Origin of the sequence: Burkholderia sp. LFS061 (genome assembly GCF_047978125.1) — a bacterium.
Taxonomy (GTDB): Bacteria; Pseudomonadota; Gammaproteobacteria; order Burkholderiales; family Burkholderiaceae; genus Burkholderia; species Burkholderia pyrrocinia_C.
In genome coordinates this window covers 113,624-137,300 of sequence record NZ_JBFPFS010000008.1, presented here as the reverse complement: position 1 = coordinate 137,300, position 23,677 = coordinate 113,624, and the positions used below count along the sequence as shown (strand labels likewise).

Annotated in this window: 22 protein-coding genes and 1 other RNA gene; 10 read left to right on the top strand and 13 right to left on the bottom strand. The window is 66.5% G+C overall.

The genetic code is table 11. From position 1 onward, the window contains the following. Positions 1-116: 116 nt before the first annotated feature. Together rlmN and ndk are read right to left on the bottom strand one after the other, a co-directional pair. Positions 117-1,256, bottom strand: a complete 1,140-nt coding sequence (rlmN, locus tag ACNQQL_RS10125) for a 23S rRNA (adenine(2503)-C(2))-methyltransferase RlmN (protein ID WP_204423497.1) — start codon at positions 1,254-1,256, stop codon at positions 117-119. 55 nt (positions 1,257-1,311) lie between these two features. Then, a complete protein-coding gene (gene ndk / locus ACNQQL_RS10120; protein ID WP_006478674.1) occupies positions 1,312-1,737 on the bottom strand; it encodes a nucleoside-diphosphate kinase in 426 nt (141 codons plus the stop codon). A 249-nt stretch (positions 1,738-1,986) separates the two neighbouring features. Between ndk and ACNQQL_RS10115 the strand changes: the two genes are divergently transcribed. Continuing rightward, the gene (locus ACNQQL_RS10115) at positions 1,987-2,685 is read left to right on the top strand and encodes a Bax inhibitor-1/YccA family protein (protein WP_006761414.1); all 699 of its coding nucleotides are present in this window, start codon (positions 1,987-1,989) and stop codon (positions 2,683-2,685) included. 62 nt (positions 2,686-2,747) lie between these two features. On the opposite strand, the gene rlmD is transcribed toward ACNQQL_RS10115, so the two are convergent. Next, positions 2,748-4,202, bottom strand: a complete 1,455-nt coding sequence (rlmD, locus tag ACNQQL_RS10110) for a 23S rRNA (uracil(1939)-C(5))-methyltransferase RlmD (protein ID WP_416392575.1) — start codon at positions 4,200-4,202, stop codon at positions 2,748-2,750. 141 nt (positions 4,203-4,343) lie between these two features. Between rlmD and ACNQQL_RS10105 the strand changes: the two genes are divergently transcribed. Beyond that, entirely contained in the window at positions 4,344-5,198 is an 855-nt protein-coding gene (locus ACNQQL_RS10105) for an endonuclease/exonuclease/phosphatase family protein (protein WP_072437228.1), read from the top strand. 14 nt (positions 5,199-5,212) lie between these two features. Here ACNQQL_RS10105 and ACNQQL_RS10100 read toward each other — a convergent pair whose 3' ends face one another. From ACNQQL_RS10100 to ffs, 10 genes are all read right to left on the bottom strand, one after another. Further along, positions 5,213-5,989: a 3'-5' exonuclease gene (locus ACNQQL_RS10100; protein WP_034181277.1), complete on the bottom strand. Its 777-nt coding sequence runs from the start codon at positions 5,987-5,989 to the stop codon at positions 5,213-5,215. 3 nt (positions 5,990-5,992) lie between these two features. Continuing rightward, a complete protein-coding gene (gene rpoS / locus ACNQQL_RS10095) occupies positions 5,993-7,081 on the bottom strand; it encodes an RNA polymerase sigma factor RpoS (RefSeq protein ID WP_347064025.1) in 1,089 nt (362 codons plus the stop codon). An 11-nt stretch (positions 7,082-7,092) separates the two neighbouring features. After that, positions 7,093-7,995 (bottom strand): peptidoglycan DD-metalloendopeptidase family protein, encoded by a 903-nt coding sequence (locus ACNQQL_RS10090; protein ID WP_072437227.1) that lies wholly within the window; start codon positions 7,993-7,995, stop codon positions 7,093-7,095. A gap of 5 nt (positions 7,996-8,000) precedes the next feature. Beyond that, positions 8,001-8,933, bottom strand: coding sequence for a protein-L-isoaspartate(D-aspartate) O-methyltransferase (locus ACNQQL_RS10085; protein ID WP_347064024.1), 933 nt, complete (start codon positions 8,931-8,933; stop codon positions 8,001-8,003). Next, positions 8,930-9,691: a 5'/3'-nucleotidase SurE gene (gene surE / locus ACNQQL_RS10080; protein WP_072437226.1), complete on the bottom strand. Its 762-nt coding sequence runs from the start codon at positions 9,689-9,691 to the stop codon at positions 8,930-8,932. The genes ACNQQL_RS10085 and surE overlap by 4 nt, the downstream gene beginning before the upstream one ends. A gap of 106 nt (positions 9,692-9,797) precedes the next feature. Further along, on the bottom strand, positions 9,798-11,003 hold the full coding sequence (locus tag ACNQQL_RS10075; RefSeq protein ID WP_072437225.1) for a CaiB/BaiF CoA transferase family protein: 1,206 nt from the start codon (positions 11,001-11,003) through the stop codon (positions 9,798-9,800). A 48-nt stretch (positions 11,004-11,051) separates the two neighbouring features. Continuing rightward, positions 11,052-11,648 carry a recombination mediator RecR gene (recR, locus tag ACNQQL_RS10070; protein WP_034181272.1) on the bottom strand — a complete coding sequence of 199 codons (597 nt, stop codon included), beginning with the start codon at positions 11,646-11,648 and terminating at the stop codon, positions 11,052-11,054. 31 nt (positions 11,649-11,679) lie between these two features. Then, positions 11,680-12,006 carry a YbaB/EbfC family nucleoid-associated protein gene (locus ACNQQL_RS10065; protein ID WP_006482124.1) on the bottom strand — a complete coding sequence of 109 codons (327 nt, stop codon included), beginning with the start codon at positions 12,004-12,006 and terminating at the stop codon, positions 11,680-11,682. A 98-nt stretch (positions 12,007-12,104) separates the two neighbouring features. After that, positions 12,105-14,462: a DNA polymerase III subunit gamma/tau gene (locus ACNQQL_RS10060; RefSeq protein WP_347064023.1), complete on the bottom strand. Its 2,358-nt coding sequence runs from the start codon at positions 14,460-14,462 to the stop codon at positions 12,105-12,107. A gap of 127 nt (positions 14,463-14,589) precedes the next feature. Continuing rightward, positions 14,590-14,688, bottom strand: an RNA gene (gene ffs, locus ACNQQL_RS10055) — signal recognition particle sRNA small type. Positions 14,689-15,076: 388 nt separating this feature from the next. On the opposite strand from ffs, the gene trxA reads away from it, so the two are divergent. The 8 genes from trxA (at position 15,077) to ACNQQL_RS10015 (ending at position 23,670) form a co-directional block, all read left to right on the top strand. Further along, positions 15,077-15,403, top strand: a complete 327-nt coding sequence (gene trxA / locus ACNQQL_RS10050) for a thioredoxin TrxA (RefSeq protein ID WP_006402348.1) — start codon at positions 15,077-15,079, stop codon at positions 15,401-15,403. Positions 15,404-15,597: 194 nt separating this feature from the next. Further along, complete coding sequence (rho, locus tag ACNQQL_RS10045; RefSeq protein WP_006753675.1) at positions 15,598-16,860, top strand: transcription termination factor Rho; 1,263 nt, start codon at positions 15,598-15,600, stop codon at positions 16,858-16,860. Between the two features lie 128 nt (positions 16,861-16,988). After that, positions 16,989-17,489 (top strand): MerR family transcriptional regulator, encoded by a 501-nt coding sequence (locus ACNQQL_RS10040; protein ID WP_204423510.1) that lies wholly within the window; start codon positions 16,989-16,991, stop codon positions 17,487-17,489. Beyond that, positions 17,486-19,042 carry an MFS transporter gene (locus ACNQQL_RS10035; RefSeq protein ID WP_347064022.1) on the top strand — a complete coding sequence of 519 codons (1,557 nt, stop codon included), beginning with the start codon at positions 17,486-17,488 and terminating at the stop codon, positions 19,040-19,042. The genes ACNQQL_RS10040 and ACNQQL_RS10035 overlap by 4 nt, the downstream gene beginning before the upstream one ends. A 38-nt stretch (positions 19,043-19,080) precedes the next feature. Then, positions 19,081-19,914 (top strand): zinc-dependent peptidase, encoded by an 834-nt coding sequence (locus ACNQQL_RS10030; RefSeq protein ID WP_152857475.1) that lies wholly within the window; start codon positions 19,081-19,083, stop codon positions 19,912-19,914. Positions 19,915-20,071: 157 nt separating this feature from the next. Then, positions 20,072-20,332, top strand: a complete 261-nt coding sequence (locus ACNQQL_RS10025; RefSeq protein WP_347064021.1) for a type B 50S ribosomal protein L31 — start codon at positions 20,072-20,074, stop codon at positions 20,330-20,332. A gap of 144 nt (positions 20,333-20,476) precedes the next feature. Beyond that, positions 20,477-22,309, top strand: coding sequence for a glycosyltransferase family 39 protein (locus tag ACNQQL_RS10020; protein WP_347064020.1), 1,833 nt, complete (start codon positions 20,477-20,479; stop codon positions 22,307-22,309). A gap of 2 nt (positions 22,310-22,311) precedes the next feature. Beyond that, positions 22,312-23,670 carry an MATE family efflux transporter gene (locus ACNQQL_RS10015; protein WP_347064019.1) on the top strand — a complete coding sequence of 453 codons (1,359 nt, stop codon included), beginning with the start codon at positions 22,312-22,314 and terminating at the stop codon, positions 23,668-23,670. Positions 23,671-23,677: the final 7 nt, after the last annotated feature.

Genomic DNA, 23,677 nt, shown 5'->3' with positions numbered 1-23,677 from the left:
CGCCGGCCGGCACCCGCAACTGTTCATACCATGCGCGGCGCCGTGGCGCCGCGACCGATCGCTATTCGCGTGTTGTACTGCCCAAAGGTTCGGGCATCCCCGGCTAGGCGCCCCCGTCAAACCGCCCGAACTTCGATGATTTTTGCTGCCGTGCCCGTTCGTTCCGCGAGGCGCGTGCGGTCCTTCACCGCGCCGGCCAACTGGCCGCACGCGGCATCGATATCGTCGCCGCGCGTCTTGCGCACGGTCGTGACGACACCCGCGTCGATGAGGACCTGCGCAAAGCGCTTGATCTGCTCCGGCTTCGAGCGAATGAGGCCCGATTCCGGAAACGGATTGAACGGGATCAGATTGAACTTGCACGGCACGTCACGCGTGACGGCCAGCAGTTCGCGCGCATGCGCTTCGGTGTCGTTGACGCCGTCGAGCATGCAGTATTCGAACGTAATGAAATCGCGCGGCGCGACTTTCAGATAGCGCTGGCACGCGGCCATCAGTTCGCGAAGCGGATACTTCTTGTTGAGCGGCACCAGCTCGTCGCGCAGCGCATCGTTCGGCGCGTGCAGCGAAACGGCCAGCGCGACCGGCAGCTCGGCGCCGAGGCGGTCCATCATCGGCACCACGCCGGACGTCGACAGCGTGACGCGGCGGCGCGACAGGCCATACGCGTTGTCGTCGAGCATCAGCCGCATTGCGGGCACGACCGCGCTGTAATTCAGGAGCGGCTCGCCCATGCCCATCATCACCACGTTGGTGACGACCCGTTCGGCCTTGCCGTTCGGGCCGGGCGCGCGGCCCAGCGACGCTCGCAATGCAAATTCGGCCATCCGCAGCTGGCCAATGATTTCGGCTGTCGACAGGTTGCGGGAAAAGCCCTGCTTGCCCGTCGAACAGAAGCGGCAGTTGACCGCGCACCCGGCCTGCGACGACACGCACAGCGTGCCGCGCGTCTCTTCCGGGATGAACACGGTTTCGACCGCATTGCCGTTTCCGACGTCGATCAGCCACTTGCGCGTGCCGTCGGTGGAAACGTGATCGCTGGCGATATCCGGCATCACGATCGACGCGCGGCCCTTGAGTTTCTCCCTCAGGGACTTCGCGAGATCGGTCATGCCGTCGAAATCGCCGGCGTTGTATTGGTGGATCCAGCGCTGCAACTGCTTGGCGCGGAACGGCTTCTCGCCGAGGCTGCCGCAGTACGCGACAAGACCCTCGGCATCGAAGTCGAGAAGATTGACGGAAGTTTCGCTCGTCATGATGTGCTGCCTTGCCGCGTGCGCTGAATCCTGCCTACCTGCTGTCAGCCAGAGCTTAACGCGAGTAAACGTTCATTTCCGGGAAGAAGAACGCGATTTCGACAGCAGCCGTTTCAGCTGCGTCCGAGCCGTGCACGGCGTTCGCGTCGATGCTGTCGGCGAAGTCGGCGCGGATCGTGCCCTTTTCCGCCTTCTTCGGATCCGTTGCGCCCATCAGGTCGCGGTTCTTCAGGATCGCGCCTTCACCTTCCAGAACCTGGATCATCACCGGGCCCGAGATCATGAAATCGACGAGATCCTTGAAGAACGGACGCGCTGCGTGAACCGCGTAGAACTTCTCTGCGTCAGCACGCGACAGATGTGCCATGCGCGATGCGACGATCTTCAGGCCGGCGCCTTCGAAACGGCTGTAGATCTGGCCGATCACGTTCTTTGCCACCGCATCCGGCTTGATGATCGACAGGGTGCGCTCGATTGCCATAAAAACTCCAAGAAATTAAGAAGTTACAGGTTCAAATGAATCCGCTATTGTAGCACGATCCCGTGTATCATTGCGATTGAACCCTTACACACGTGAAAGGTTCCGAATCCATATGTTTTGCGCCGCGCAGCCATTGAAACCTCGCGGTGCGGAACGTATCTTAGCCATAGCTGCTCCGGTTTGCTGCGCCGCACACCGCGCGCGCCGAACCGGCCCCGGACGCCCACGCGTTCCATGTTAGGAGAAACCATGAACGACTATCCGTACAATTTCGGTCGCGGCGGTTCCGTCAGCACCGCCGAGGTTCGCAACCGCGTGCTGCGGAACACGTACTGGCTGCTCGCGCTATCGATGGTGCCGACCGTGCTGGGCGCCTGGGTCGGCGTCGCGACGGGCTTCTCGCTGTTCGCGGCCACGAGCCCGATGATGAGCCTGCTCGCGTTCTTCGCGATCGCGTTCGGCTTCATGTTCGCGATCGAGCGGACGAAGAACAGCGCGGCCGGCGTGTTCGTGCTGCTCGGCTTCACGTTCTTCATGGGCCTGATGCTGTCGCGGCTGCTGAGCTTCATTCTCGGTTTCTCGAACGGCCCGTCGCTGATCATGCTCGCGTTCGGCGGCACCGGCATCATCTTCGCCGCGATGGCGACGATCGCCACCGTCAGCAAGCGCGATTTCTCGGGGCTCGGCAAGTGGCTGTTCATGGGCGTGATCGTGATCCTGCTCGCATCGGTCGCGAACATCTTCCTGCAGCTGCCGGCACTGATGCTCACCGTGTCGGTGCTCGCGATCGCGATCTTCTCGGCGTACATGCTGTTCGACGTCCAGCGCGTCGTGAACGGAGGCGAGACGAACTACATCTCGGCGACGCTCGCGATCTACCTCGACCTGTACAACGTGTTCACGAACCTGCTCGCGCTGCTCGGTATCTTCGGCGGCAACCGCAACTGACGTTCGACACGCAACATGAAAAACCGGCCCGAGGGCCGGTTTTTTTACGTTCACCGCCCGGCTCAGTCGCGCTCGAACAGCGCGATCGATTCGACGTGCGACGTATTCGGGAACATGTTCACGACACCGGCGCCCTTCAGCCGGTAGCCGGCCTCGTGCACGAGCAGGCCCGCATCGCGCGCAAGCGTCGACGGGTTGCACGACACGTAGACGATCCGCTTCGGCAGCGGGCCTTCGCCGCTTTGCGCAATCTCGGCCAGCGCCTTCGACACCGCGAGCGCGCCTTCGCGCGGCGGATCGATCAGGAACTTGTCGAATGCGCCGAGCGCGCGGAGGTCGTCACCCGTCACTTCGAACAGGTTCCGGCACGCAAACGTCGTGTGGCCATCGACACCGTTCTCGCGCGCATTCGCAAGCGCGCGCGTCGTCAGCGTGTCGCTGCCCTCGATGCCCATCACTTCGCGCGACAGCCGCGCGAGCGGCAGCGTGAAGTTGCCGATCCCGCAGAACAGGTCGAGCACGCGGTCGTCGCGCGACGGTGCGAGCAGACGCAGCGCACGGCCCACCAGCACGCGGTTGATCTGATGGTTGACCTGCGTGAAGTCGGTCGGCTTGAACGGCATGCGGATGCCGAATTCCGGCAGCGTGTAGTCGAGCGACACGTCGAGCGGATAGAACGGCGTCACCGTGTCGGGGCCCTTCGGCTGCAGCCAGAACTGCACCTTGTGCTCGTCCGCGAACGCGCGCAGCAACGCTTCGTCGTCCGCGTTGATCGGCTCCAGCACGCGCAGCACGAGCGCCGTGACCTCCGAGCCGACCGCGAGCTCGATCTGCGGCATCCGATCGCGGATCGACAGCCCCTCGACGAGCCGGCGCAGCGGCACGAGCATCGCCGACACGTGCGGCGGCAGCACCTCGCAGCTCGTCATGTCGGCAACGTAGCTGCTCTTCTTCTCGTGGAACCCTACCAGCACGCCGCCCTTCTTCGCCACGTTGCGCACGGTCAGGCGCGCCCGGTAGCGATAACCCCACGACGGGCCGTGGATCGGCGCGAACATCGTTTCCGCCCGCAGCTTCGCCAGGTGCCACAGGTTGTCTTCGAGCACGCGCTGCTTGACCGCCACCTGCGCGCGCATGTCGAGATGCTGCATCGAGCAGCCGCCGCAGGTGCCGAAGAACTTGCATTTCGGCTGCGTGCGCATCACGCTCGGGCGCAGAATGTCGACTACCGTCGCCTGCTCGTAGCTCGGCTTGCGGCGGTAGCTCGAATAGGTCACGCGCTCGCCGGGCAGCGCACCCTCGACGAAGATGACCTTGCCCGGCTCGCCGTCCTCGGTCATCGTGCGGCCGACACCGCGCGCTTCCATGTCGAGCGATTCGATCTCGAGAACCGGGGCGTTCCCGGGCGCGACGGGCGCATTTTTCGATTTGCGCGCAGAAGTGGGGACGGCTTCGGACACCAGCTTTTCCTGACAAACGTTGAAGAAGGCGAGATTGTAGACGACGAAGGCCCGCATCGGCCGCTTTGCATCGGGCAAGCGCCGACACTTAAACATAGACGGCCGCGCGAATAGCTCAGGAAGGCCCGCAGCCGGCGGGATGCGAACCAGTCAGGAAGAGGCCGGGAACCAGAGATCCGCCCGACAGGAGATTCGACCATGCAACTGATCGACTGGAACATACAATGGGGTCGGGACGCCAACGGCGTTGTCGATCTTTCGCGCACCGTCGCGACGATCCGCCGGCTCGGCGATTTCGACGTGCTGTGCCTGCAGGAAGTCACGCGCGGCTTCGGCGCATTGCCCGGCCGGCCCGGCCCCGACCAGTTCGTCGAACTCGCGGCACTGCTGCCCGGCTATACGATCGTCGAAGCCATCGGCGCGGACCTGCCGGCCCTCGAACCGGGCGCACCGCGCCGCCAGTTCGGTAATGCGATTGCGACCCGGCTGCCGGTCGGGCGCGTGCTGCGCCAGTTACTGCCGTGGCCGGCCGACGCCGGCGCGCCGTCGATGCCGCGCATCGCGCTCGACGTCGAGTTGCACGCGCCTTTCGGCCCGCTGCGCGTGGTCACCACGCACCTCGAATACTATTCGGCGCGCCAGCGGCTTGCGCAGGTCGACGCGCTGCGCGCCCGGCATCGCGAGGCCTGCGCGCACGCGGAACGGCCCGCGCCCGCCGAAACTGCCGAGGGACCGTTCAGCGCGACCGGCCAGCCGCGCGATGCGATCGTCTGCGGCGATTTCAACAGCGCGTTCGGCAGCGATGCGTACCGGCGCTTCCTGGAGCCGATCGCCGACGCCCCGCGCTTCGTCGACGCATGGGTCGCGCGGCATCCCGGCAGCACGCCGCCGCCGACGGCCGGCGTCTACGATACGGTGCAATGGTCGGAGGGGCCGCTCGCGTGCGACTTCGTGTTCGTGACGGAAACGCTGCTGCCGCGCGTCATGCGCTGCGAAATCGACGGCGACGTGCGCGCGTCGGATCACCAGCCGGCGCTGCTCGAACTCGCTTGATCGCGCCCGCCGCGCTACGCGGCGAAGCCGGCCAGGTATTCGGCCCAGTGCGACGCCGGTTCCTGCGCGAGCGCGTTCTTCACGAGCAGGATCTCGTCCGCATACTCGCTCTGCGTCAGGCCGCCGCGCATCAGCTGAAACCGGCAATACAGCAGGTACGTATTGACGACGTCGGTCTCGCAATAATTGCGGATCTCCTCGATCCGCCCGTCCTGGAACGCCGGCCACACCTGGCTGCCGTCCATCCCGAGCTTGCCCGGAAAGCCGCACATCTTCGCGAGCGCGTCGAGCGGCGCGTTCGCGCGCGCCTGATACATCGCGAGCACATCCATCAGGTCGGTATGCCGCGAGTGATAGCGCGAGATGTAGTTGTTCCACTTGAACTCGCGGTCGTCCTCGCCGAGATCCCAATAGCGGGTCGCGGGGATACCGTGCACCAGCGCGCGGTAATGGAGCACCGGAAGATCGAAGCCGCCGCCGTTCCACGACACGAGCTGCGGCGTGTATTTCTCGATCACGCGGTAAAACGACTGGATCAGCGTCGCTTCGTTGTCCTGCGGCGTGCCGAGCGAGCGGACGCGAAAACCGTTGTTGTCGCGGAACACGCACGAGATCGCCGCGATACGCTGCAGGTGATGCGGCAGGAAATCGCCGCCGGTCTTCTCGCGCCGTGCGGCGAATGCATGTTCGGCCACGGCGGCATCGTCGAGCGTCGCCGGCAGGTCTTCCAGACGGCGAATGCCGTCGACATCGGGAATCGTCTCGATGTCAAAAACAAGAATCGGAGTCATCGGTTACAGAACGGCGTCCTTGCGCACGCCGTTGGAGGCGAAAAACCGCTTGAGGCGCACCAGCGCTTCCTGCTGGATCTGCCGCACGCGCTCGCGCGTGAGCCCCATCTCGTCGGCGAGCTCTTCGAGCGTCGCCGGTTCGATGTGGTTCAGGCCGAAGCGGCGCTCGATCACGTGCCGATGCTTGTCGGACAGCCGCGACAGCCACGCGCGCGTCAGCGTCTCGAGCTCGCGGTGCTGCACCTCGGCGTCGGGCGACTGGCTCTGGTCGTCGGGCAGCAGGTCGAGCAGGCTGCTCGCGGGATCGAGGTCGAGCGGCGCGTCGAGCGACGCCGTGTGCTCGTTGAGCGCAAGGATGTCGGTGACTTCCTCGGCGGTCTTGCCGGTGAGATAGGCGATGTCGTCGATGCTGGCTTCACGGCGCTCGGCCGCCTCGCCCGTCGACATCGAATTCTTTTCGAGGTGGCGCTTCGCGCGCAGCACCTGGTTCAGTTCGCGGATCACGTGCACGGGCAGGCGCACCGTGCGGGCCTGGTTCATGATCGCCCGCTCGATGCTCTGCCGGATCCACCAGGTCGCGTAGGTCGAGAAACGGAAACCGCGCGTCGGGTCGAATTTCTCGATCGCGTGCATCAGGCCGAGGTTGCCCTCCTCGATCAGGTCGAGCAGCGGCACGCCGCGGTTCAGATACCCCTTGGCGATGCTGACGACGAGACGCAGGTTGCGCTCGATCATCACCTGCCGCGCCTCGAATTCGCCGGCCTTGGCGAGCCGGGAATAGCGCTGCTCTTCCTCGACGGTCAGCAGCGGCTTCACGCTGATGCGGTTCAGGTAATGCTGGATCGTGTCGGCCGTGAGCTCGGCCTGCAGCAGCGTGCGGAAATCGTCGACGTCGGGCGCGGCTTCCGCGCGGCCTTCGCGCTCGTCGTCGCCACCGTCCGCCTCGGCGTCGCGTGCCTCGATATCTCGTTCGTTTTCCGCGACGTCGTCGTCATCGTCCGTCGAAGCGCCAGCTCGCCCCGCCGATGCTTGCGTGGCACGACTGATCTTCTCAGACTCGGCTTGCGGCTCGTGGCGCTTCGATTTCGGCATGGTCGTCTCGGTTATTGAGGCGGCAAATACTTCAACGGATCGACAGGCTTACCCTGCCGGCGAACCTCGAAATGCAGCATCACGCGGTCGGCATCGCTGTTACCCATCTCGGCGATCTTCTGCCCCTTCGTTACCGCGTCCCCCTCTTTTACCATCAAAGCGCGATTGTGTGCATACGCCGTGAGGTAAGTTGCATCGTGTTTGATGATAATGAGGTTGCCGTAGCCACGCAGGCCGTTGCCCGAGTAGACGACGCGGCCGTCGGCCGCCGCCTTCACGGTCTCGCCGGCCGTGCCGCCGATGTTGACACCCTTGTTCTTCGCGTCGTCGAACCCGTTCAGCACGGGGCCGCGCGCGGGCCACGCGAACGTCACGGGGCCGCTCGGGGCCGCCGCCGTGTCGCTCGACCCGGTGGCCGCAGCCGGCGGCGTTGCGAGCGTGGACGACGTGCCGGCGGCCGGCGTCGCGGGACCGCTGCTGAGCGGCGCAGTCGCGACGGCGGCGCCCGCGATCGGAGCGGCTGCCGGTACGCCCGCAGCCGGTACGCCCGCAACCGCAGCGCCACCCGGCGGCGCAACGCGCAGCAACTGGTCGACTTCGATCTGGTTCGGGTTCGTCAGGTTGTTCCACGACGCGATGTCGCGATAGTTCTGCCCGTTCTCGAGCGCGATCCGGTACAGCGTGTCGCCCGGCTTCACCCGGTAGTAACCCGGCGGCGGTGGCCCGAGCGGCACCGCGGGTTGCGCGGTGGCCGTCGTGCCGAGCGACCCGGAGCGGTCGACGACGGGCGCGTTGTCGAGCCGCGTCGCACAGGCGGCCAGTAGCGTGGAGAACGCAGCCACACAGATCGCGCGCTGGGCGAACGTGAGCGGTTCCCTGGATCGGTTGTTTTGCATCGCGCGCAACATACTCATCGGTTTCAAATCACTCCGGATTTTAAAGGGACAAAGAAAACGCGATCAAGCCGGGACTCTCGCCATTGCGCGTGCGCGACGCGCTCGACGAGCGTGAGCACCTGGTGCTGCCCGCTCTGCGCGCCGACCGGCGCGACGAGCCGCCCGCCGATCGCAAGCTGCTCGAGCAGCGCCTGCGGCACGTCGAGCCCTGCCGCCGCGATCACGATCGCGTCGAACGGGGCCGCGGACGGCAGGCCGACACGCCCGTCGCCGTAGTGCAGGCGGATGTTCGGCACGCGCAGCGGCCGCAGGTTCAGCTTCGCGCGCTCGTAGAGCGGCTTGATGCGTTCAATCGAATACACGTCGCGTGCCACGTGGCTCAGCACGGCGGCCTGATAGCCGCAGCCCGTGCCGATCTCGAGGACGCGCTCGAGCGTGCGGCCGGCCATCGCGAGCTCGATCATGCGCGCGACGACCGACGGCTTTGAAATTGTTTGCTGATGGCCGATCGGCAACGCCGAATCCTCATAGGCCTGCGTCGCAAGCCCAGGATCCACGAACATGTGGCGCGGCACCGCGGCCATCGCTTCCAGCACACGCGCGTCGGTCACGCCGTTCGCGCGCAGCCGTTCGACCATCCGCTCGCGCACACGTTCCGACGTGAGCGCGAACGCGCCGGCCGGCGCGACGCTCGGCGCGGCCGGCTTCGGCAGCGCAGGCTTCAACGCGGTCGGCTTCGGCGCGGTCGCAGGCTTCGCGGCGGCGGAACCGGACAGCGGCGCCCGCCCGGCAGCCGGCTTTACCGCAGTCGGTTTCAGCACGGCTGCGGGCTTGTCGGTGGCCTTCGGCACCGCGACCGCCGCATGGCGTTCGCCGGCCCGACCTTCCGATTTGCGTGGCGCTCGCTTGAGATCTTCGAGCGCGAGCGGGAACCGCTTCGCGCGCTCGCCGCTCATGAAGCCCGCCCTCCGGCGCGCGCCCATTCGCGCGTCGCGGGCAGCATCTGCGTATGCGTGAGGTCGAGCTGCAGCGGCGTGATCGACACGAAACCGTTTGCGACGGCGTGGAAATCGGTGCCCTCGCTCGCGTCCAGCGCCGCGCCCGCCGCCCCGATCCAGTAGACAGGCTCGCCGCGCGGGTCGGTCTGGCGAATCACCGGCTGCGACGGATGACGCTTGCCGAGGCGCGTGACCTTCCAGCCCTTCAGTTCGTCGTAAGGCAGGTTCGGAATATTGACGTTCAGCAGCGGCTGGCCCGGCAGCGGATTCGCGAGGAAGTGCTCGACGATTTCCGCGGCGACACGCGCGGCGTCCGCCAGATGGGTCCAGCCCTTGTCGGCCAGCGAGAATGCGATGGCGGGAACGCCGAACATGATGCCTTCGGTGGCCGCTGCAACTGTCCCCGAATAGAGCGTGTCTTCGCCCATGTTCTGGCCGTTGTTGATCCCCGACACGACGAGGTCCGGCTTCGCGTCGGCCATCCCCGTCAACGCGACGTGCACCGAATCGGTCGGCGTGCCGTTCACGTAGAAGAAACCCGTACCCGTCGCGCGCTGCACCGACAGCGGCCGCCACAACGTGAGGGAATTCGATGCGCCGCTGCAGTTCTGCTCGGGCGCGATCACCGTGAGTTCGGCCAGCGGCTGCAGCGCTTCGCTGAGCGCGGCGAGACCGGGGGCGAGATAGCCGTCGTCGTTGCTGAGTAGGATTCGCATCCGGCGATTGTAACCGAGGAAAGATGGCGCGAGAGCGACAGTCCGGCGGCCGCGGACGGGCGATTGCGCACGGTGCGCCGCCGCATCGAGCGGCGGCGTTCCGCGCTCAGATCGCGCCCGCGTCGCGCAGCGCGGCAATCGCCTGCGCGTCGTAGCCGAGGCCGCGCAGCACCTCGTCCGTATGCTCGCCGAGCTCGGGCCCGAGCCAGCGCGTTTCGCCCGGCGTGTCCGACAGCTTCGGCGTGATGTTCGGGAGCGGAATGTCGGTGCCGTCGGCGAGCTTGAAGCGCTGGATCATCTGCCGCGCGACGAACTGCGGATCGGTGAACATGTCGGCGGCGCTGTAGATGCGCCCGGCGGGCACGTCGGCCGCGTTGAGCACGACGAGCGCATCGTCGATCGTGCGCGGCGCGAGCCACTCGGCAATCGCGTCGTCGATTTCCTGCGTGCGCGGCACGCGCCCGTCGTTGCGCGCAAGCGCGGGATCGTCGGCGAGGTCGTCGCGCTCGATCGCCTTCATCAGCCGCTTGAAGATCGGATCGCTGTTGCCGCCGATCACGATGCTGCCGTCGCGGCACGCATAGGTATTAGACGGAACGATGCCCGGCAGCGACGCGCCGGTGCGCTCGCGCACCATCCCGTACACGCCATATTCGGGCACCACGCTTTCCATCATGTTGAATACGGCTTCGTACAGTGCAACGTCGACCACCTGCCCCGCGCCGCCGTTGACCTTGCGGTGATGGAGCGCCATCAGCGCGCCGATCACGCCGTGCAGCGCGGCGATCGAATCGCCGATCGAGATGCCGATGCGCGGCGGCGGCAGGTCGGGATAGCCGGTGATGTGGCGCAGCCCGCCCATCGATTCGGCGATCGCGCCGAAGCCGGGCCGGTCGCGGTACGGGCCCGTCTGCCCGTAGCCGGACAGGCGCACCATCACGAGGCCCGGGTTGTCGGCCGACAGCACGTCGTAACCGAGCCCGAGCTTTTCGAGCAGGCCCGGACGGAAGTTCTCGATCACGATGTCGGCCTCGCTCGCGAGCTGCCGCGCGATCGCCTTGCCGGCATCGGATTTCAGGTTGAGCGTGACCGATTTCTTGTTGCGCGCCTGGACGGACCACCACAGCGACGTGCCGCCCTGCTCCGGATGAAGCTTGCGCCACTTGCGCAGCGGGTCGCCGCCGTTCGGATCCTCGATCTTGATCACTTCCGCGCCGAATTCGGCGAACAGCCGCGACGCGAACGGCCCCGCGATCAGCGTTCCGAATTCGAGCACTTTGACGCCCGCGAGCGGGCCCTGGCTGGTGCTCATGTGTCTCCCTGGCATGAGGAACGGCGCCGCCGGCAGGCGGCGCCCGGCTTACATCGTGCGGCGGTCGAGCATCGCGCGGGCGATGGTGCCCGCGTCGACGTATTCGAGCTCGCCACCCACCGGCACGCCGCGCGCGAGGCGCGTGACCGCGAGGCCGCGCGCTTTCAGCGTCTGGCCAAGGTAGTGCGCGGTAGCTTCGCCCTCGTTCGTGAAGTTGGTCGCGAGCACGACTTCCTTCACGATTCCGTCGGACGCGCGCCGCACGAGGCGGTCGAAATGGATTTCCTTCGGACCGATCCCGTCGAGCGGGCTCAGTCGCCCCATCAGCACGAAATACAGCCCGCGGTAAGTCATCGTCTGCTCGAGCATGATCTGGTCGGCAGGCGTCTCGACGACGCACAGCAGCGTCGGATCACGCTCTTCGTCGCTGCAGACCTCGCAAATCTGCGCTTCGGTGAACGTGTTGCACTTCTCGCAGTGCTGCAGGTGCTCGGTCGCGAACAGCAGCGACCGGCCGAGCCGCTCCGCGCCCTCGCGGTCGTGCTGCATCAGGTGGACCGCCATGCGCTGCGCGGATTTCGGCCCGACGCCGGGCAGCACGCGTAGTGCCTCGACGAGAGCGGACAGGGCGGACGGCTGTTTCATACGGCGGCAAACAGTGGCAAGGACGCCGCGTTCAGAACGGCAGCTTGAAGCCCGGGGGCAGCGGCAGGCCCGACGTCATGCCGCTCATCTTTTCCTGCGACGTCGCTTCGGCCTTGCGCACGGCGTCGTTGAACGCAGCCGCGACGAGATCCTCGAGCATGTCCTTGTCGTCCGCGAGCAGGCTCGGGTCGATCGACACGCGACGCACTTCGTTGCGGCACGTCATCGTCACCTTGACGAGGCCCGCCCCCGACTGCCCTTCGACTTCGATCAGCGCAAGCTGCTCCTGCATCTTCTTCATGTTTTCCTGCATTTGCTGCGCTTGCTTCATCAGTCCGGCGAGGTTGCCTTTCAACATGGGAATACTCCTTCTTTCTTGATCGTGTGAAAACCGGCACGCCGAGCGTGCCGGCCGATGTGTGCGGGCGTGATTGTGCCTGTCGCGGTGCGGTCAGTTCAATGCAGCGTCGGCGGCGGGCCGTCCGGCGCCGAATCGGCGAGCGGACGCACCGAGCCCTCGACGATGCGCGCACCGAAGTCGCGCACGAGCTGCTGGACGAACGGGTCGCCATGAATCTCCTGCTCGGCCTCGCGCTGGCGAGCCGCGCGCGCGGCCGCGTCGAGCGCCGCCGCCGTGCGTCGTGCAGGCCCGACCTCGACCGCCACTTCGACCGGCTTGCCGAGCGCATCGGCCAGCGCGGCCTTCAGCTTCGCGACCTGCGCGGCGTCCGCGTACTGCGGCACCGGCACGGAAAGTTTCAACGTGGTCGCATCGACAGCAGTCAGTTCGCTGTTGAACGCGAGCTGGTATGCGACGCCCTTGAGCGGCAGCCGCGCGGCCAGCGCCGGCCATTCGCCGTCGAAACCGACCGGATCGAGCGCGATCGCGGGCGGCAACGGACGCGTGTCGACCGGTGCGGCCGGACGCGCTTCCGCCAGCTGCGGCGCCACGCGCACATCGTCGGGACCGCTGTCGAACACGGGGACGAAGCCGTCGTCGGGCCCGCCGAACATCTCGTCGGCGCTGAGCGGCACGTAGTCGTCCGGCGGGATGTCCTCCCACGGCGGCGAAGCCTGACGCGAATCGGCCGCCTGCGGCGCACGGGCGGCAGCGCGCGGCGTCGGCACCTGCACGGCAGGACGCGGCGCGGCCGGCTTCTCGGCGGCCGGCTGGACCGGTTTCGGTGCGGTGCCTGCACGCGCACGGTCGGACGACACACGCATCCCCGCGTTGCGCAGCACGTCGAGCGCGGCGGCGGCACCGCCGGCGCGCGATGCCGGACGCGCGGCGGGCTCGGGCGGCGCAGCACGCGGCACCGGTTCGGCCGGCGCAGCCGGTTCGTCGTTTCGTTGCGCAACGTCAGCAGCGGCAGGTGGCTCGGGTTCCTTGCGGGCCGGTGGCGGCATATCGCCGGCCGGCGCCGCTTGCGGCGCCGCATTCGCTTCCGGCTGCGGCGCCTCGACAACTTGTGCATCAACCGGAGCCGGCGCGGATGCCTGAGCTGCAGCCGGCTTCACGGCCGGCCGGCTCGCTTCGGCGCCGGACTGCGCCGGCGCTGAACGCACGACCGGCGCAACGGGGGCAGCCGGTGCGGCAGCCTGCGGACGCACTGCGTCGGCGGCGGCAGCCAATACCGGCTTCGCCGCAGCGGCCGAAGCCGCGGCAGCGCGCGGGCCCGGCACTGCACGCGGCACGGACGGCTGGCCGCCCGGCGCACTGCCGGCGGCAACGGCCGGCTCGAACGCGAGCATCCGCAGCAGCGTCATCGTGAAACCGGCGTACTCGTCCGGCGCGAGGCCGAGCTCCGCGCGGCCGACCGTCGCGATCTGGTAGAACAACTGCACCTGCTCGGGGCTCAGCGTCTCCGCGAAGCGGCGCAGGTCGGCCGCTTCCGGCCATTCGTCGAGCACCGAGCCCGGCGCGAACTGCGCCCATGCGATCCGGTGCAGCAGGCTCGCGAGATCCTGCAGCGCGGTCGAGAACGACAGGCTGCGCAGCGACATCTCGTCGGCAATCGCGAGGATTTCCGGGCCGCCGCCGGCCGCGAGCGCGTCGAGCAGGCGCACCATGTAAGTCTGGTCGAGCGCGCCGAGCATGCCCGACACGGCCGACTCGGTCACCTCGTTCGCCGAATAGGCGATCGCTTGGTCGGTGAGCGACAGCGCGTCGCGCATGCTGCCCTGCGCGGCACGCGCGAGCAGGCGCAGCGCCTGCGGCTCGAACGTGATCTGCTCTTCGCCGAGGATCCGTTCGAGATGCGACACGATGTGCCCGGCCGGCATCTGCTTCAGGTTGAACTGCAGGCAGCGCGACAGCACGGTGACGGGAATTTTCTGCGGATCGGTCGTCGCGAGGATGAACTTGACGTGCGGCGGCGGCTCTTCGAGCGTCTTCAGCATCGCGTTGAACGCGTGGTTCGTCAGCATGTGCACTTCGTCGATCATGTAGACCTTGAAGCGCGCATCGACGGGCGCGTACACCGCGCGCTCGAGCAGCGCGGCCATTTCGTCGACGCCGCGGTTGCTCGCGGCATCCATCTCCACGTAATCGACGAAACGCCCCTCGTCGATCTCGCGACAGGCACGGCACACGCCGCACGGCTGCGACGTGACGCCGGTTTCACAGTTGAGTGCCTTCGCGAAGATCCGCGACAGCGTCGTCTTGCCGACACCGCGGGTTCCGGTAAACAGATAGGCGTGATGGAGACGCCCGCCGTCGAGCGCGTGCGTGAGCGCCCTGACGACGTGCTCCTGGCCGACGAGCGAAGCGAAATCCTTCGGACGCCACTTGCGTGCGAGAACTTGATAGGTCATCGGGAAATTGTATCAGTAACGCTGCGTTGCGCCGACACGCGAAACGGTGCGAAAGACGGGCAAAGTGCAGGTAAAACGGAGTGTGACGCGGAAATAAAAAACGCCCTGCGAACGGGGCGAGAAGGAAGGTGACGAGCCCGACCCTCGGCACTGGCGGAAAACGATTGTGGCTGCTTCGTTCCCGACCTGACCAGGTTCACCGCCCCACCATGCGAGGAGGCCCGTCACGGCATATTCTATCACCGCCTGCGGATGAATGCGACCGTTTGTTCGCACCAATGCGAACAACCCTGCCAGCCGGCGCGTGTCCAGCGCCCCGAATCGCTATATATATGCCGCCCCTTGTAATTCGCGAGCCGGCCTCCACCTGCGGGGCACAACGGTCGAACGTCGCGTCGTACCCCTACTCGCGTAGCGGCTACTATCGCTGCCCGCAGCAGATAGCAATTTAGGCTAATATGACGCCCGAACGACCCGCGAGCCGCGGCATGCAGCGCTTACGCCCCTCCTTTCCGGGAGCGGAGTGACCTGCCGCAGCGGCCGGCAGCCTACGGCGGCCGGTACGCCGCAACGCGCAAGCAGGCAGTCCCCGAACCGTAAGAGGTATTGACCCAATGAGCGAACAGATCAAACACATCAGCGACGCATCGTTCGAACAGGACGTCGTCAAGTCCGACAAGCCTGTGCTCGTCGATTTCTGGGCCGAATGGTGCGGCCCGTGCAAAATGATCGCCCCGATCCTCGACGAAGTCGCAAAGGACTACGGCGACAAGCTGCAGATCGCGAAGATCAACGTCGACGACAACCAGGCCACGCCCGCGAAGTTCGGCGTGCGCGGCATCCCGACGCTGATCCTGTTCAAGAACGGCGCGGCCGCCGCGCAGAAGGTCGGCGCGCTGTCGAAGTCGCAGCTCACCGCATTCCTGGACAGCCACCTGTAATACCGGCAGTTCCGCGGACGTGTTGTCAACCGGCAACACGTCCGTCGTCAAGCCGCCGATCGGCCGCTCAAGCGCGAATCGGCCTATGCTAGAATTAAAAAACGTCTACAAGACGCATTTAAGTCTCTGAGCGCTTCCGCTCGCCCTCCTCCCTTATTTCTTTCGTCGCTTCTCCTCCCTGGCGGGTTCTCCGTATGCATTTATCCGAGCTCAAGTCTCTGCACGTCTCCGAACTGATCGAAATGGCCAATGGCCTCGAGATCGAAAACGCGAACCGCCTGCGCAAGCAGGAGTTGATGTTCGCCATTCTTAAAAAGCGCGCCAAGACGGGAGAGACGATCTTCGGCGACGGTACGCTCGAAGTGCTGCCGGACGGCTTCGGCTTCCTGCGCTCACCGGAAATGTCGTACCTCGCGAGCACCGACGACATCTATATCAGCCCGTCGCAGATCCGCCGCTTCAACCTGCACACCGGCGACACCATCGAAGGTGAAGTCCGCACGCCGAAGGACGGCGAGCGCTACTTCGCGCTGGTGAAGGTCGACAAAGTCAACGGGCAGCCGCCCGAGGCCTCGAAACACAAGATCATGTTCGAGAACCTCACGCCGCTGCACCCGAACAAGCCGCTGGCGCTCGAACGCGAGATGCGCGGCGAAGAGAACGTCACGGGCCGCATCATCGACATGATCGCGCCGATCGGCAAGGGCCAGCGCGGCCTGCTGGTCGCGTCGCCGAAGTCGGGCAAGACCGTGATGCTCCAGCACATCGCACACGCGATCAAGCAGAACCACCCGGACGTCGTCCTGTTCGTGCTGCTGATCGACGAGCGCCCCGAAGAAGTGACCGAAATGCAGCGCTCGGTCGCCGGCGAAGTCATCGCGTCGACGTTCGACGAACCGGCCACGCGTCACGTGCAGGTCGCCGAAATGGTGATCGAGAAGGCCAAGCGCCTCGTCGAAATGAAGCACGACGTCGTGATTCTGCTCGACTCGATCACGCGTCTCGCACGCGCATACAACACCGTGATCCCGGCATCGGGCAAGGTGCTGACGGGCGGTGTCGACGCGAACGCACTGCAGCGTCCGAAGCGCTTCTTCGGCGCGGCGCGCAACATCGAGGAAGGCGGCTCGCTGACGATCATCGGCACCGCGCTGATCGAAACCGGCAGCCGCATGGACGACGTGATCTACGAAGAGTTCAAGGGCACCGGCAACATGGAAGTGCACCTCGAGCGCCGCCTCGCGGAAAAGCGCGTCTATCCGTCGATCAACCTGAACAAGTCGGGCACGCGTCGCGAGGAAATGCTGATCAAGCCCGAAATCCTTCAAAAGATCTGGGTGCTGCGCAAGTTCATCCACGACATGGACGAAGTCGAGGCAATGGAATTCCTGCTCGACAAGATTCGCCAGACGAAGAGCAATTCCGAGTTCTTCGACCTGATGCGTCGCGGCGGCTGATCGCCCCGCGCCGCAACGAACGGCCGCCCGCGCATCCTGCTCGGCGGCCGTTTTTTTGCCCCAACCTGAACGTGAACGTACAGGTTGATCTATAATCGCGGCATCGCCCCGACCGAATCCCCCTCCCGATGCCGAACGACGCCTCCACCCCGCTGCTGACCGTGAGCGACGCCGCATCGCGGCTCGGCGTCACGCCGCGCACGCTGAAGTATTACGAAGAACGCGGACTCGTCACACCGTCGCGCAGCGAAGGCCGCTACCGCCTCTACGACGAAGCCGATCTCGAACGCTTCGCGCGCATCCTGCGGCTGCGCGCGCTCGGCTTCTCGCTGCACGGCATCACCGAAATGCTGAAGCGCCCGCTGGAGGAAACGGGCGACGGCCGGCGCCGCTACTCGGACGCGTCGCTGCGCGACATCCGCACCGGCCTCGCCGAGCAGATCGACACGCTCGACCGGCGGATTGCGGCCGTCCAGCGCGAACTGAAGGAAGCCGTCGCGCTGCGCAAGGAACTGCAGCACGACATCGACTACGTCGAGCGGCGTCTCGCCGGCGAAAACCCCGATGCGCTGATCGCGCAGCGGCGGGCCGAAGCCGGCACGCGGCGCACTCGCAAGGATCGCGAATGAACGCGGTGCCCGGCCGCTCGCCGCTATGGAGCCGCGCGAACCTGAGCGCGGACCTGTTCCCGTGGGCGCTCGCGCTCGTCACCGGCATCGACTACTTCGACAATGCGGCCTTCTCGTTCTTCGCGAGCTACATCGCGGGCGGCATCAACGCATCGCCCGACGAACTCGTGTGGTCGTCGAGCGCGTACGCGGTCACGGCCGTGCTCGGCATCCTGCAGCAGCAATGGTGGGTCGACCGGCTCGGGCATCGCCGCTACGTCGCGGGCTGCATGCTGATGTTCTCGTTCGGCGCGATCGCGGCCGCGCTCGCCGACACGTCACTGGAACTCGCGTTCGCGCGAGGTTTCCAGGGCTACTTCATCGGCCCGATGATGGGCGCGTGCCGGATCCTGATCCAGATCAGCTTCAAGCCGCGGGAACGGCCGCCCGCGACGCGCGCGTTCCTGATCATGATCCTGCTCGGCAGCGCGCTCGCGCCGATCGTCGGCGGGCTGCTCGTCGCGCATTCGACGTGGCGCGCGCTATTCGCATGCACGGCGCCCGCCGGCATCGCATTCGCGATCCTCGCGCTGCTCACGCTGCCCGATTCGGGCAGGACACCCGACGACGAACGCGGCTCCGGACACTTCTGGCCGTATGTCGTGTTCGCGCTCGCGCAAGGAGCGCTGCAGATCGTGCTGCAGCAGGTGCATTACCAGCTCTACAGCGGCTCGCCGACGCTGATCCTGCTGACGATCCTGGGGATCGGCGCACTCGCATGGTTCGCGTATCACCAGTGGCATCACCCGACGCCGCTCGTGCGGCTGCACGCATTCCGCGAAAGGACGTTCCAGGCCGGGCTGCTGCTCTACATGTTCTATTACTACGAGACGACGGGTTTCAGTTACCTGACATCGCGGTTTCTCGAAGGCGGGCTCGGCTATCCGGTCGAGAACGCCGGGCGCCTGGTCGGCACGATGTCGCTGATCTCGGCCACCGCGCTGTTCGCGTACCTGCGCTACGCGAAATTCGTCACGCACAAGAAGTGGTTCGTCGTGCCGGGGTTCGCGATCGCCGTCACGGCCGCGCTGTGGATGACGCGGATGACGCCGCAGGTCGGCGAAGCCGCGCTGACCGTCCCGCTGCTGCTGCGCGGGCTGCTGCTGCTCTTCATCGTGCTGCCAGTGGCCAACCTGACGTTCCGGATCTTCGCGATCGACGAGTACACGCACGGCTACCGGCTGAAGAACATCGTGCGGCAACTGACGATCTCGTTCGCGACATCGTCGGTGATCATCGTCGAGCAGCATCGCGTGGCCGTGCACCAGACGCGGCTCGTCGAGCGAACGAACGTGTTCGACCCGATGTTCCAGCAGACCGTCGACGCCCTGACGCGCAGCTATGCGGCCGCCGGGCACGCTCTGAACGAAGCGCACGGCCTCGCGATCGCCGCCATCGCCCGCATGGTCGCGCAACAGGCGTCGTTCCTCGCGTCGCTCGACGGCTTTTACTTCCTGGCGGGCATCGCGCTCGTCGGCGGCCTCTTCGCGGCATGGCAAAAAGAGATCGATTGAGTTAAAAGACAGGGTTTGGATTTCCGTCCGCAGCCTCCATGCTCTCGAAACTGACCCGCTGGTTCGACGACCGCCGCCGCGACCGCGCGCTGCGCAGCCACCCGATCCCCGACGCGCTGTGGCAGGACACCGTCGAGCGCCTGCCGTTCCTCGCGACGCTGTCGCCCGACGCGCTCGGCCGGCTGCGCGAGCTGACGAGCCTGTTCATCGCGAAGAAATCGTTTTCGACCGCGCACGGGCTCGAACTGACCGACGCGATGATCGTCGCGATCGCCGCGCAAGCCTGCCTGCCGGTGCTGAATCTCGACCTGTCGCTGTACGACGGCTGGGTCGGCGTCGTCGTGTATCCGGGCGAATTCGTGATCCGCAAGACCGTGCAGGACGAGGACGGCGTCGTCCACGAAGTCGAGCAGGATGCGAGCGGCGAGGCATGGGAAGGCGGCCCCGTGATCCTGTCGTGGGAAGACGCACAGATGACGGACGGCCATGACGCGTACAACGTCGTGATCCACGAGTTCGCGCACAAGATCGACATGGTCAACGGCGCGGCCGACGGCTATCCGCCCCTTTTTCGCCGCTGGCACGCACCGCACCTCGACGCGCAGGCGTGGGCCGACGTGTTCGAGCATGCGTACGACCAGTTCTGCGCACGCGTCGACGCGGTGCCGGACCGCGCGTGGGCGCGCTTCGAGCGGGAATCGCTGATCGATCCGTATGCGGCCGACCACCCGTCGGAATTCTTCGCGGTATGCAGCGAAGCGCTGTTCGTGCGGCCGAAAGCGTTCGAGTCCGAATTTCCGGAGCTGTACCGGCTGCTCGCCCGCTATTACCGGCAGGATCCGGCCGGCACCGGCGCGCTCGACGCACCGTGAAAATTATTCGTCAACCATCTGATTTTCTGGCATAATCGCCGTTTTTCGACCTTAGGCAAGTGGCTCGCGCCGGGCTTGGCGTCGTCTGGTATGCGCAATGTGCGCGCTCCGGCACGGCAAGCGGCGGGTTGGCTACCGCTCTCACCAAGGAAAGACCATGAAAGAAGGCATCCACCCGAATTACCGCGAAGTCGTCTTCCAAGACATGTCGAACGGCTTCAAGTTCATCACGCGCTCGACGATCCAGACGCGCGAAAACATCGAACTCGACGGCAAGACCTACCCGCTCGCCAAGATCGAAGTTTCGTCGGAATCGCACTCGTTCTACACGGGCCAGCAAAAGATCATGGACACGGCAGGCCGTGTCGAGAAGTTCAAGAACAAGTTCGGCGCACGCGCCAGCGGCAAGGCGAAGTAAGCTTCGCACCGCATCCGGTGGTTGCAACGCACCGGTATCGCACAAAAGGGCAGCCCAGGCTGCCCTTTTTTGTCTCTGCTCGCCGGAAAAGCGCCGACCGGCGTCCGGGCAACGACCTGACGCGCAACAGCCGGCGCGTCTACAATGCCGGATGCTCGAAACCGGCTCGACCGCGCGCACCCGCGCCGGCCGCCCGCCCATAACAAAACGCTCATCTGCATGAAGCCTGTCGTCCGTCTCACCGCCTCCGCCACGCGTGCGCTGCCGCGCTGGCTGCTGCTCACGCTCTGCTTCGTCTACGCCGCGTTCGGCCTGTTCGGCCGCGACCCGTGGAAAAACGAGGATGCGGCGGGCTTCGGCGTGATGTGGACGATGGCCAAGGGCGGCTGGCACGACTGGCTGCTGCCGAACCTGGTCGGCAAGTTCATCACGACCGACGGGCCGCTCGGCTACTGGCTCGGCGCGCTGTCGATCCGCGGCCTCGGCCCGTGGGTCGATGCAAGCAACGCGTCGCGCGTCGACACGGGCGTGCTGTTCTGCGTCGCATGCGCGTTCGTCTGGTACGCGGCCTACCTGCTGGGCCGGCGCGCCGAGGTCCAGCCGTTCAAGTACGCGTTCGGTGGCGAGCCGGAGCCGCGCGACTACGGTCGCACACTCGCCGACGGCGCGCTGCTGATCCTCGTCGCATGCTTCGGCCTCGCGGAACGCGGGCACGAAACAACGCCGCAGGTCGCGCAGTTCGCGTGGATCGCGATGCTCGTCTACGGGATCGTGCGCGGCATCGACAAGCCGATGCAGGGCGCGCTGTGGTGGGGCCTCGCGATCGGCCTCGTCGCGCTGTCCGGCAACCCGGTGCTGGTCGTCGCGCTGCTCGCCGGCACCGCCGCGCTGTGGCTCGTCACGCCCGAGATGCGCAACCTGCGCCTGCCGCTGGTCGGCGTGCCGCTCGCGGCCGCGATCTTCGCGCTGTGGCCGCTTGCCGCGTTCGTCGCGGCGCCCGACGACGCCGCCTGGTTCTTCAACCAGTGGATCCACGGCAGCCTGATGCGCTTTTCCGGCCCGCCGACCGCCGTGCTCGCGTATGCGGCGAAGAACCTGCCGCTGTTCACGTGGCCCGCGTGGCCGCTCGCGATCTGGGCGTGGTGGAGCTGGGCCGGCATGCGCCGCCGCGCGCACATCGCGATTCCGCTGTCGGTCGCCGTGCCGCTCGTCGCGCTCGTGATCCTGCAGAGCCAGCAATCGAACCGCATGTACATGCTGTTGCTGCCGCCGCTCGCGGTGCTCGCGACGTTCGCGCTGCCGACCCTCAAGCGCGGTGCGATCAACGCGTTCGACTGGTTCGCGGTACTGAGCTTCACGATCCTCGGCACCTTCGTATGGCTCGTATGGCTCGCGTCGCTTACGGGTTTCCCGCATCCGCTCGCGCGCAACCTCGCGCGCCTCGTGCCGGGCTACGAACCGCATTTCAAGATCCTGTCGTTCATCTGCGCGGTGATCGTCACCGTGTGCTGGTGCGTGCTCGTGCGCTGGCGCGTCTCGCGGCAGCCGAAGGTGCTGTGGCGCAGCGTCGTGCTGTCGGGCGCCGGCACCACGCTGATGTGGGTGCTGCTGATGACGCTGTGGCTGCCGATCGTCAACTACGGCCGGACCTATCGCGATGTCGCGCAACAGATCGCGCTGCACCTGCCGTCCGACTACGAGTGCATCTCGCCGGTGCGGCTTGGCGATGCGCAGATCGCGACCTTCGCGTACTTCGGCAACATGCACTTCGATTTCTCCGGCGACTGCGACGTGATCCTGCGCCAGGACCGTTCCGACTTCGGCGAACCGAGCGCGATGTCGCAATACGTATGGCGTCTCGTGTGGGAAGGCCGCCGCGTCGCCGACCGCGATGAACGCTTCCGCCTGTACGAGCGCATCGAACGGCCGAAGACGCCCGTCAAGCGGCGCCCGCCGCGCCGCCGGGCAGCCGATTGACGATGTTCGGCGACATCCGCCGGATCGTCGGTCTCGCGTGGCCGGTGCTGGTCGGCCAGCTCGCGATCATCGCGTTCGGCGTGATCGACACCGCGATGGTCGGCCGCTACTCGGCCACCGATCTCGCCGCGCTCGGGCTCGGCTCGTCGATCTATGTGTCGATCTACATCGGCCTGACGGGCATCCTGTCCGCGCTGCAGCCGATCACCGGGCAACTGTACGGCGCGCGGCGCTATGCCGAGATCGGCGAGGAAGTCCGCCAGGCACTGTGGCTCGCGCTGCTGCTCGCGGTGCCCGGCTTCCTGCTGCTGCATTTTCCCGAACCGCTGCTGCGCGTCGCGCACGCGCCCGCCGCGCTGCACGAGCGCACCGTCGACTACCTGCGCATCCTGTCGTACGGGCTGCCCGCCAGCCTCGTCTTCCGCATCTACAACGCGCTGACCAACGCGGCGGGCAAGCCGCGGCTCGCGATGATCCTGCAGATCGGTGCGTTGCTGCTCAAGTTTCCGCTCAACGTGTGGTTCATCTTCGGCGGGTTCGGCGTGCCGGCCCTCGGCGGCCCCGGCTGCGGGCTTGCCAGCACGCTGATCAACTGGGCGCTCGCGCTGATCGGCTATACGCTGCTCGCGAAGCTCGACGTGTTCGCGCCGCTCGCGATCTTCTCGCGCTTCTGCTGGCCCGTCTGGGAGCGCCAGAAGGCGATCCTGAAACTCGGCGTGCCGATGGGCCTGTCATACCTGATCGAGGTCACGTCGTACACGTGCATGGCGCTGTTCATCGCGCAGTTCGGCACGACGACGCTCGCCGGCCACCAGGTCGCCGGCAACATCGGCGCGGTGCTGTACATGACGCCGCTGTCGATCGGCGTGGCGGCCTCGACGCTGGTCGCTCGCGCGCTCGGCGCCGGACGCCCCGAAGAAGCACGGCTGCTCGGCCGGCACAGCGTGATTTTCGCGTGCGGCGTTGCCGCGACATACGGCTTGCTCGTCTTTACGCTGCGCCCGCTGATCATCGGCGGCTATACGCCGAACCCGGCCGTCGCCGCGGCCGCGATGCCGCTCGTCGCGATCGTCGCGTGCTACCACGTGTTCGATGCGCTGCAGGTCACGTCGGCGTTCGTGCTGCGCGCGTACAAGGTCGCGATCGTGCCGACCGTGATCTATGCGGTCGCGCTGTGGGGCGTCGGGCTCAGCGGCGGCTACGTGCTCGGCTTCGATGTGGGCGGCATCGCGCCCGCATGGCTGACCGGCGCGCGCGGCTTCTGGTTCGCGAACACGGTCAGCCTGATGCTCGCGGGCGCCGGGCTCGTGTTCTACCTGCGCCACGTAAGCCGCGCGCACGTATCGACTCAGCCGGCCTGACGCGCTG

Coding starts and splice junctions, on each gene's coding strand:
- ACNQQL_RS10115 (WP_006761414.1), top strand. CDS start 1,987: ATGAACGACTATCCGTACAATTTCGGTCGCGGCGGTTCCGTCAGCACC.
- ACNQQL_RS10040 (WP_204423510.1), top strand. CDS start 16,989: ATGCCGAACGACGCCTCCACCCCGCTGCTGACCGTGAGCGACGCCGCA.
- ACNQQL_RS10065 (WP_006482124.1), bottom strand. CDS start 12,006: ATGTTGAAAGGCAACCTCGCCGGACTGATGAAGCAAGCGCAGCAAATG.
- ACNQQL_RS10015 (WP_347064019.1), top strand. CDS start 22,312: ATGTTCGGCGACATCCGCCGGATCGTCGGTCTCGCGTGGCCGGTGCTG.
- ACNQQL_RS10035 (WP_347064022.1), top strand. CDS start 17,486: ATGAACGCGGTGCCCGGCCGCTCGCCGCTATGGAGCCGCGCGAACCTG.
- rho (WP_006753675.1), top strand. CDS start 15,598: ATGCATTTATCCGAGCTCAAGTCTCTGCACGTCTCCGAACTGATCGAA.
- ACNQQL_RS10090 (WP_072437227.1), bottom strand. CDS start 7,995: ATGAGTATGTTGCGCGCGATGCAAAACAACCGATCCAGGGAACCGCTC.
- ACNQQL_RS10020 (WP_347064020.1), top strand. CDS start 20,477: ATGCCGGATGCTCGAAACCGGCTCGACCGCGCGCACCCGCGCCGGCCG.
- rpoS (WP_347064025.1), bottom strand. CDS start 7,081: ATGCCGAAATCGAAGCGCCACGAGCCGCAAGCCGAGTCTGAGAAGATC.
- ACNQQL_RS10085 (WP_347064024.1), bottom strand. CDS start 8,933: ATGAGCGGCGAGCGCGCGAAGCGGTTCCCGCTCGCGCTCGAAGATCTC.
- ACNQQL_RS10100 (WP_034181277.1), bottom strand. CDS start 5,989: ATGACTCCGATTCTTGTTTTTGACATCGAGACGATTCCCGATGTCGAC.
- ACNQQL_RS10105 (WP_072437228.1), top strand. CDS start 4,344: ATGCAACTGATCGACTGGAACATACAATGGGGTCGGGACGCCAACGGC.
- ACNQQL_RS10025 (WP_347064021.1), top strand. CDS start 20,072: ATGAAAGAAGGCATCCACCCGAATTACCGCGAAGTCGTCTTCCAAGAC.
- ndk (WP_006478674.1), bottom strand. CDS start 1,737: ATGGCAATCGAGCGCACCCTGTCGATCATCAAGCCGGATGCGGTGGCA.
- ACNQQL_RS10075 (WP_072437225.1), bottom strand. CDS start 11,003: ATGAGCACCAGCCAGGGCCCGCTCGCGGGCGTCAAAGTGCTCGAATTC.
- rlmN (WP_204423497.1), bottom strand. CDS start 1,256: ATGACGAGCGAAACTTCCGTCAATCTTCTCGACTTCGATGCCGAGGGT.
- surE (WP_072437226.1), bottom strand. CDS start 9,691: ATGCGAATCCTACTCAGCAACGACGACGGCTATCTCGCCCCCGGTCTC.
- ACNQQL_RS10060 (WP_347064023.1), bottom strand. CDS start 14,462: ATGACCTATCAAGTTCTCGCACGCAAGTGGCGTCCGAAGGATTTCGCT.
- trxA (WP_006402348.1), top strand. CDS start 15,077: ATGAGCGAACAGATCAAACACATCAGCGACGCATCGTTCGAACAGGAC.
- recR (WP_034181272.1), bottom strand. CDS start 11,648: ATGAAACAGCCGTCCGCCCTGTCCGCTCTCGTCGAGGCACTACGCGTG.
- ACNQQL_RS10030 (WP_152857475.1), top strand. CDS start 19,081: ATGCTCTCGAAACTGACCCGCTGGTTCGACGACCGCCGCCGCGACCGC.
- rlmD (WP_416392575.1), bottom strand. CDS start 4,202: ATGCGGGCCTTCGTCGTCTACAATCTCGCCTTCTTCAACGTTTGTCAG.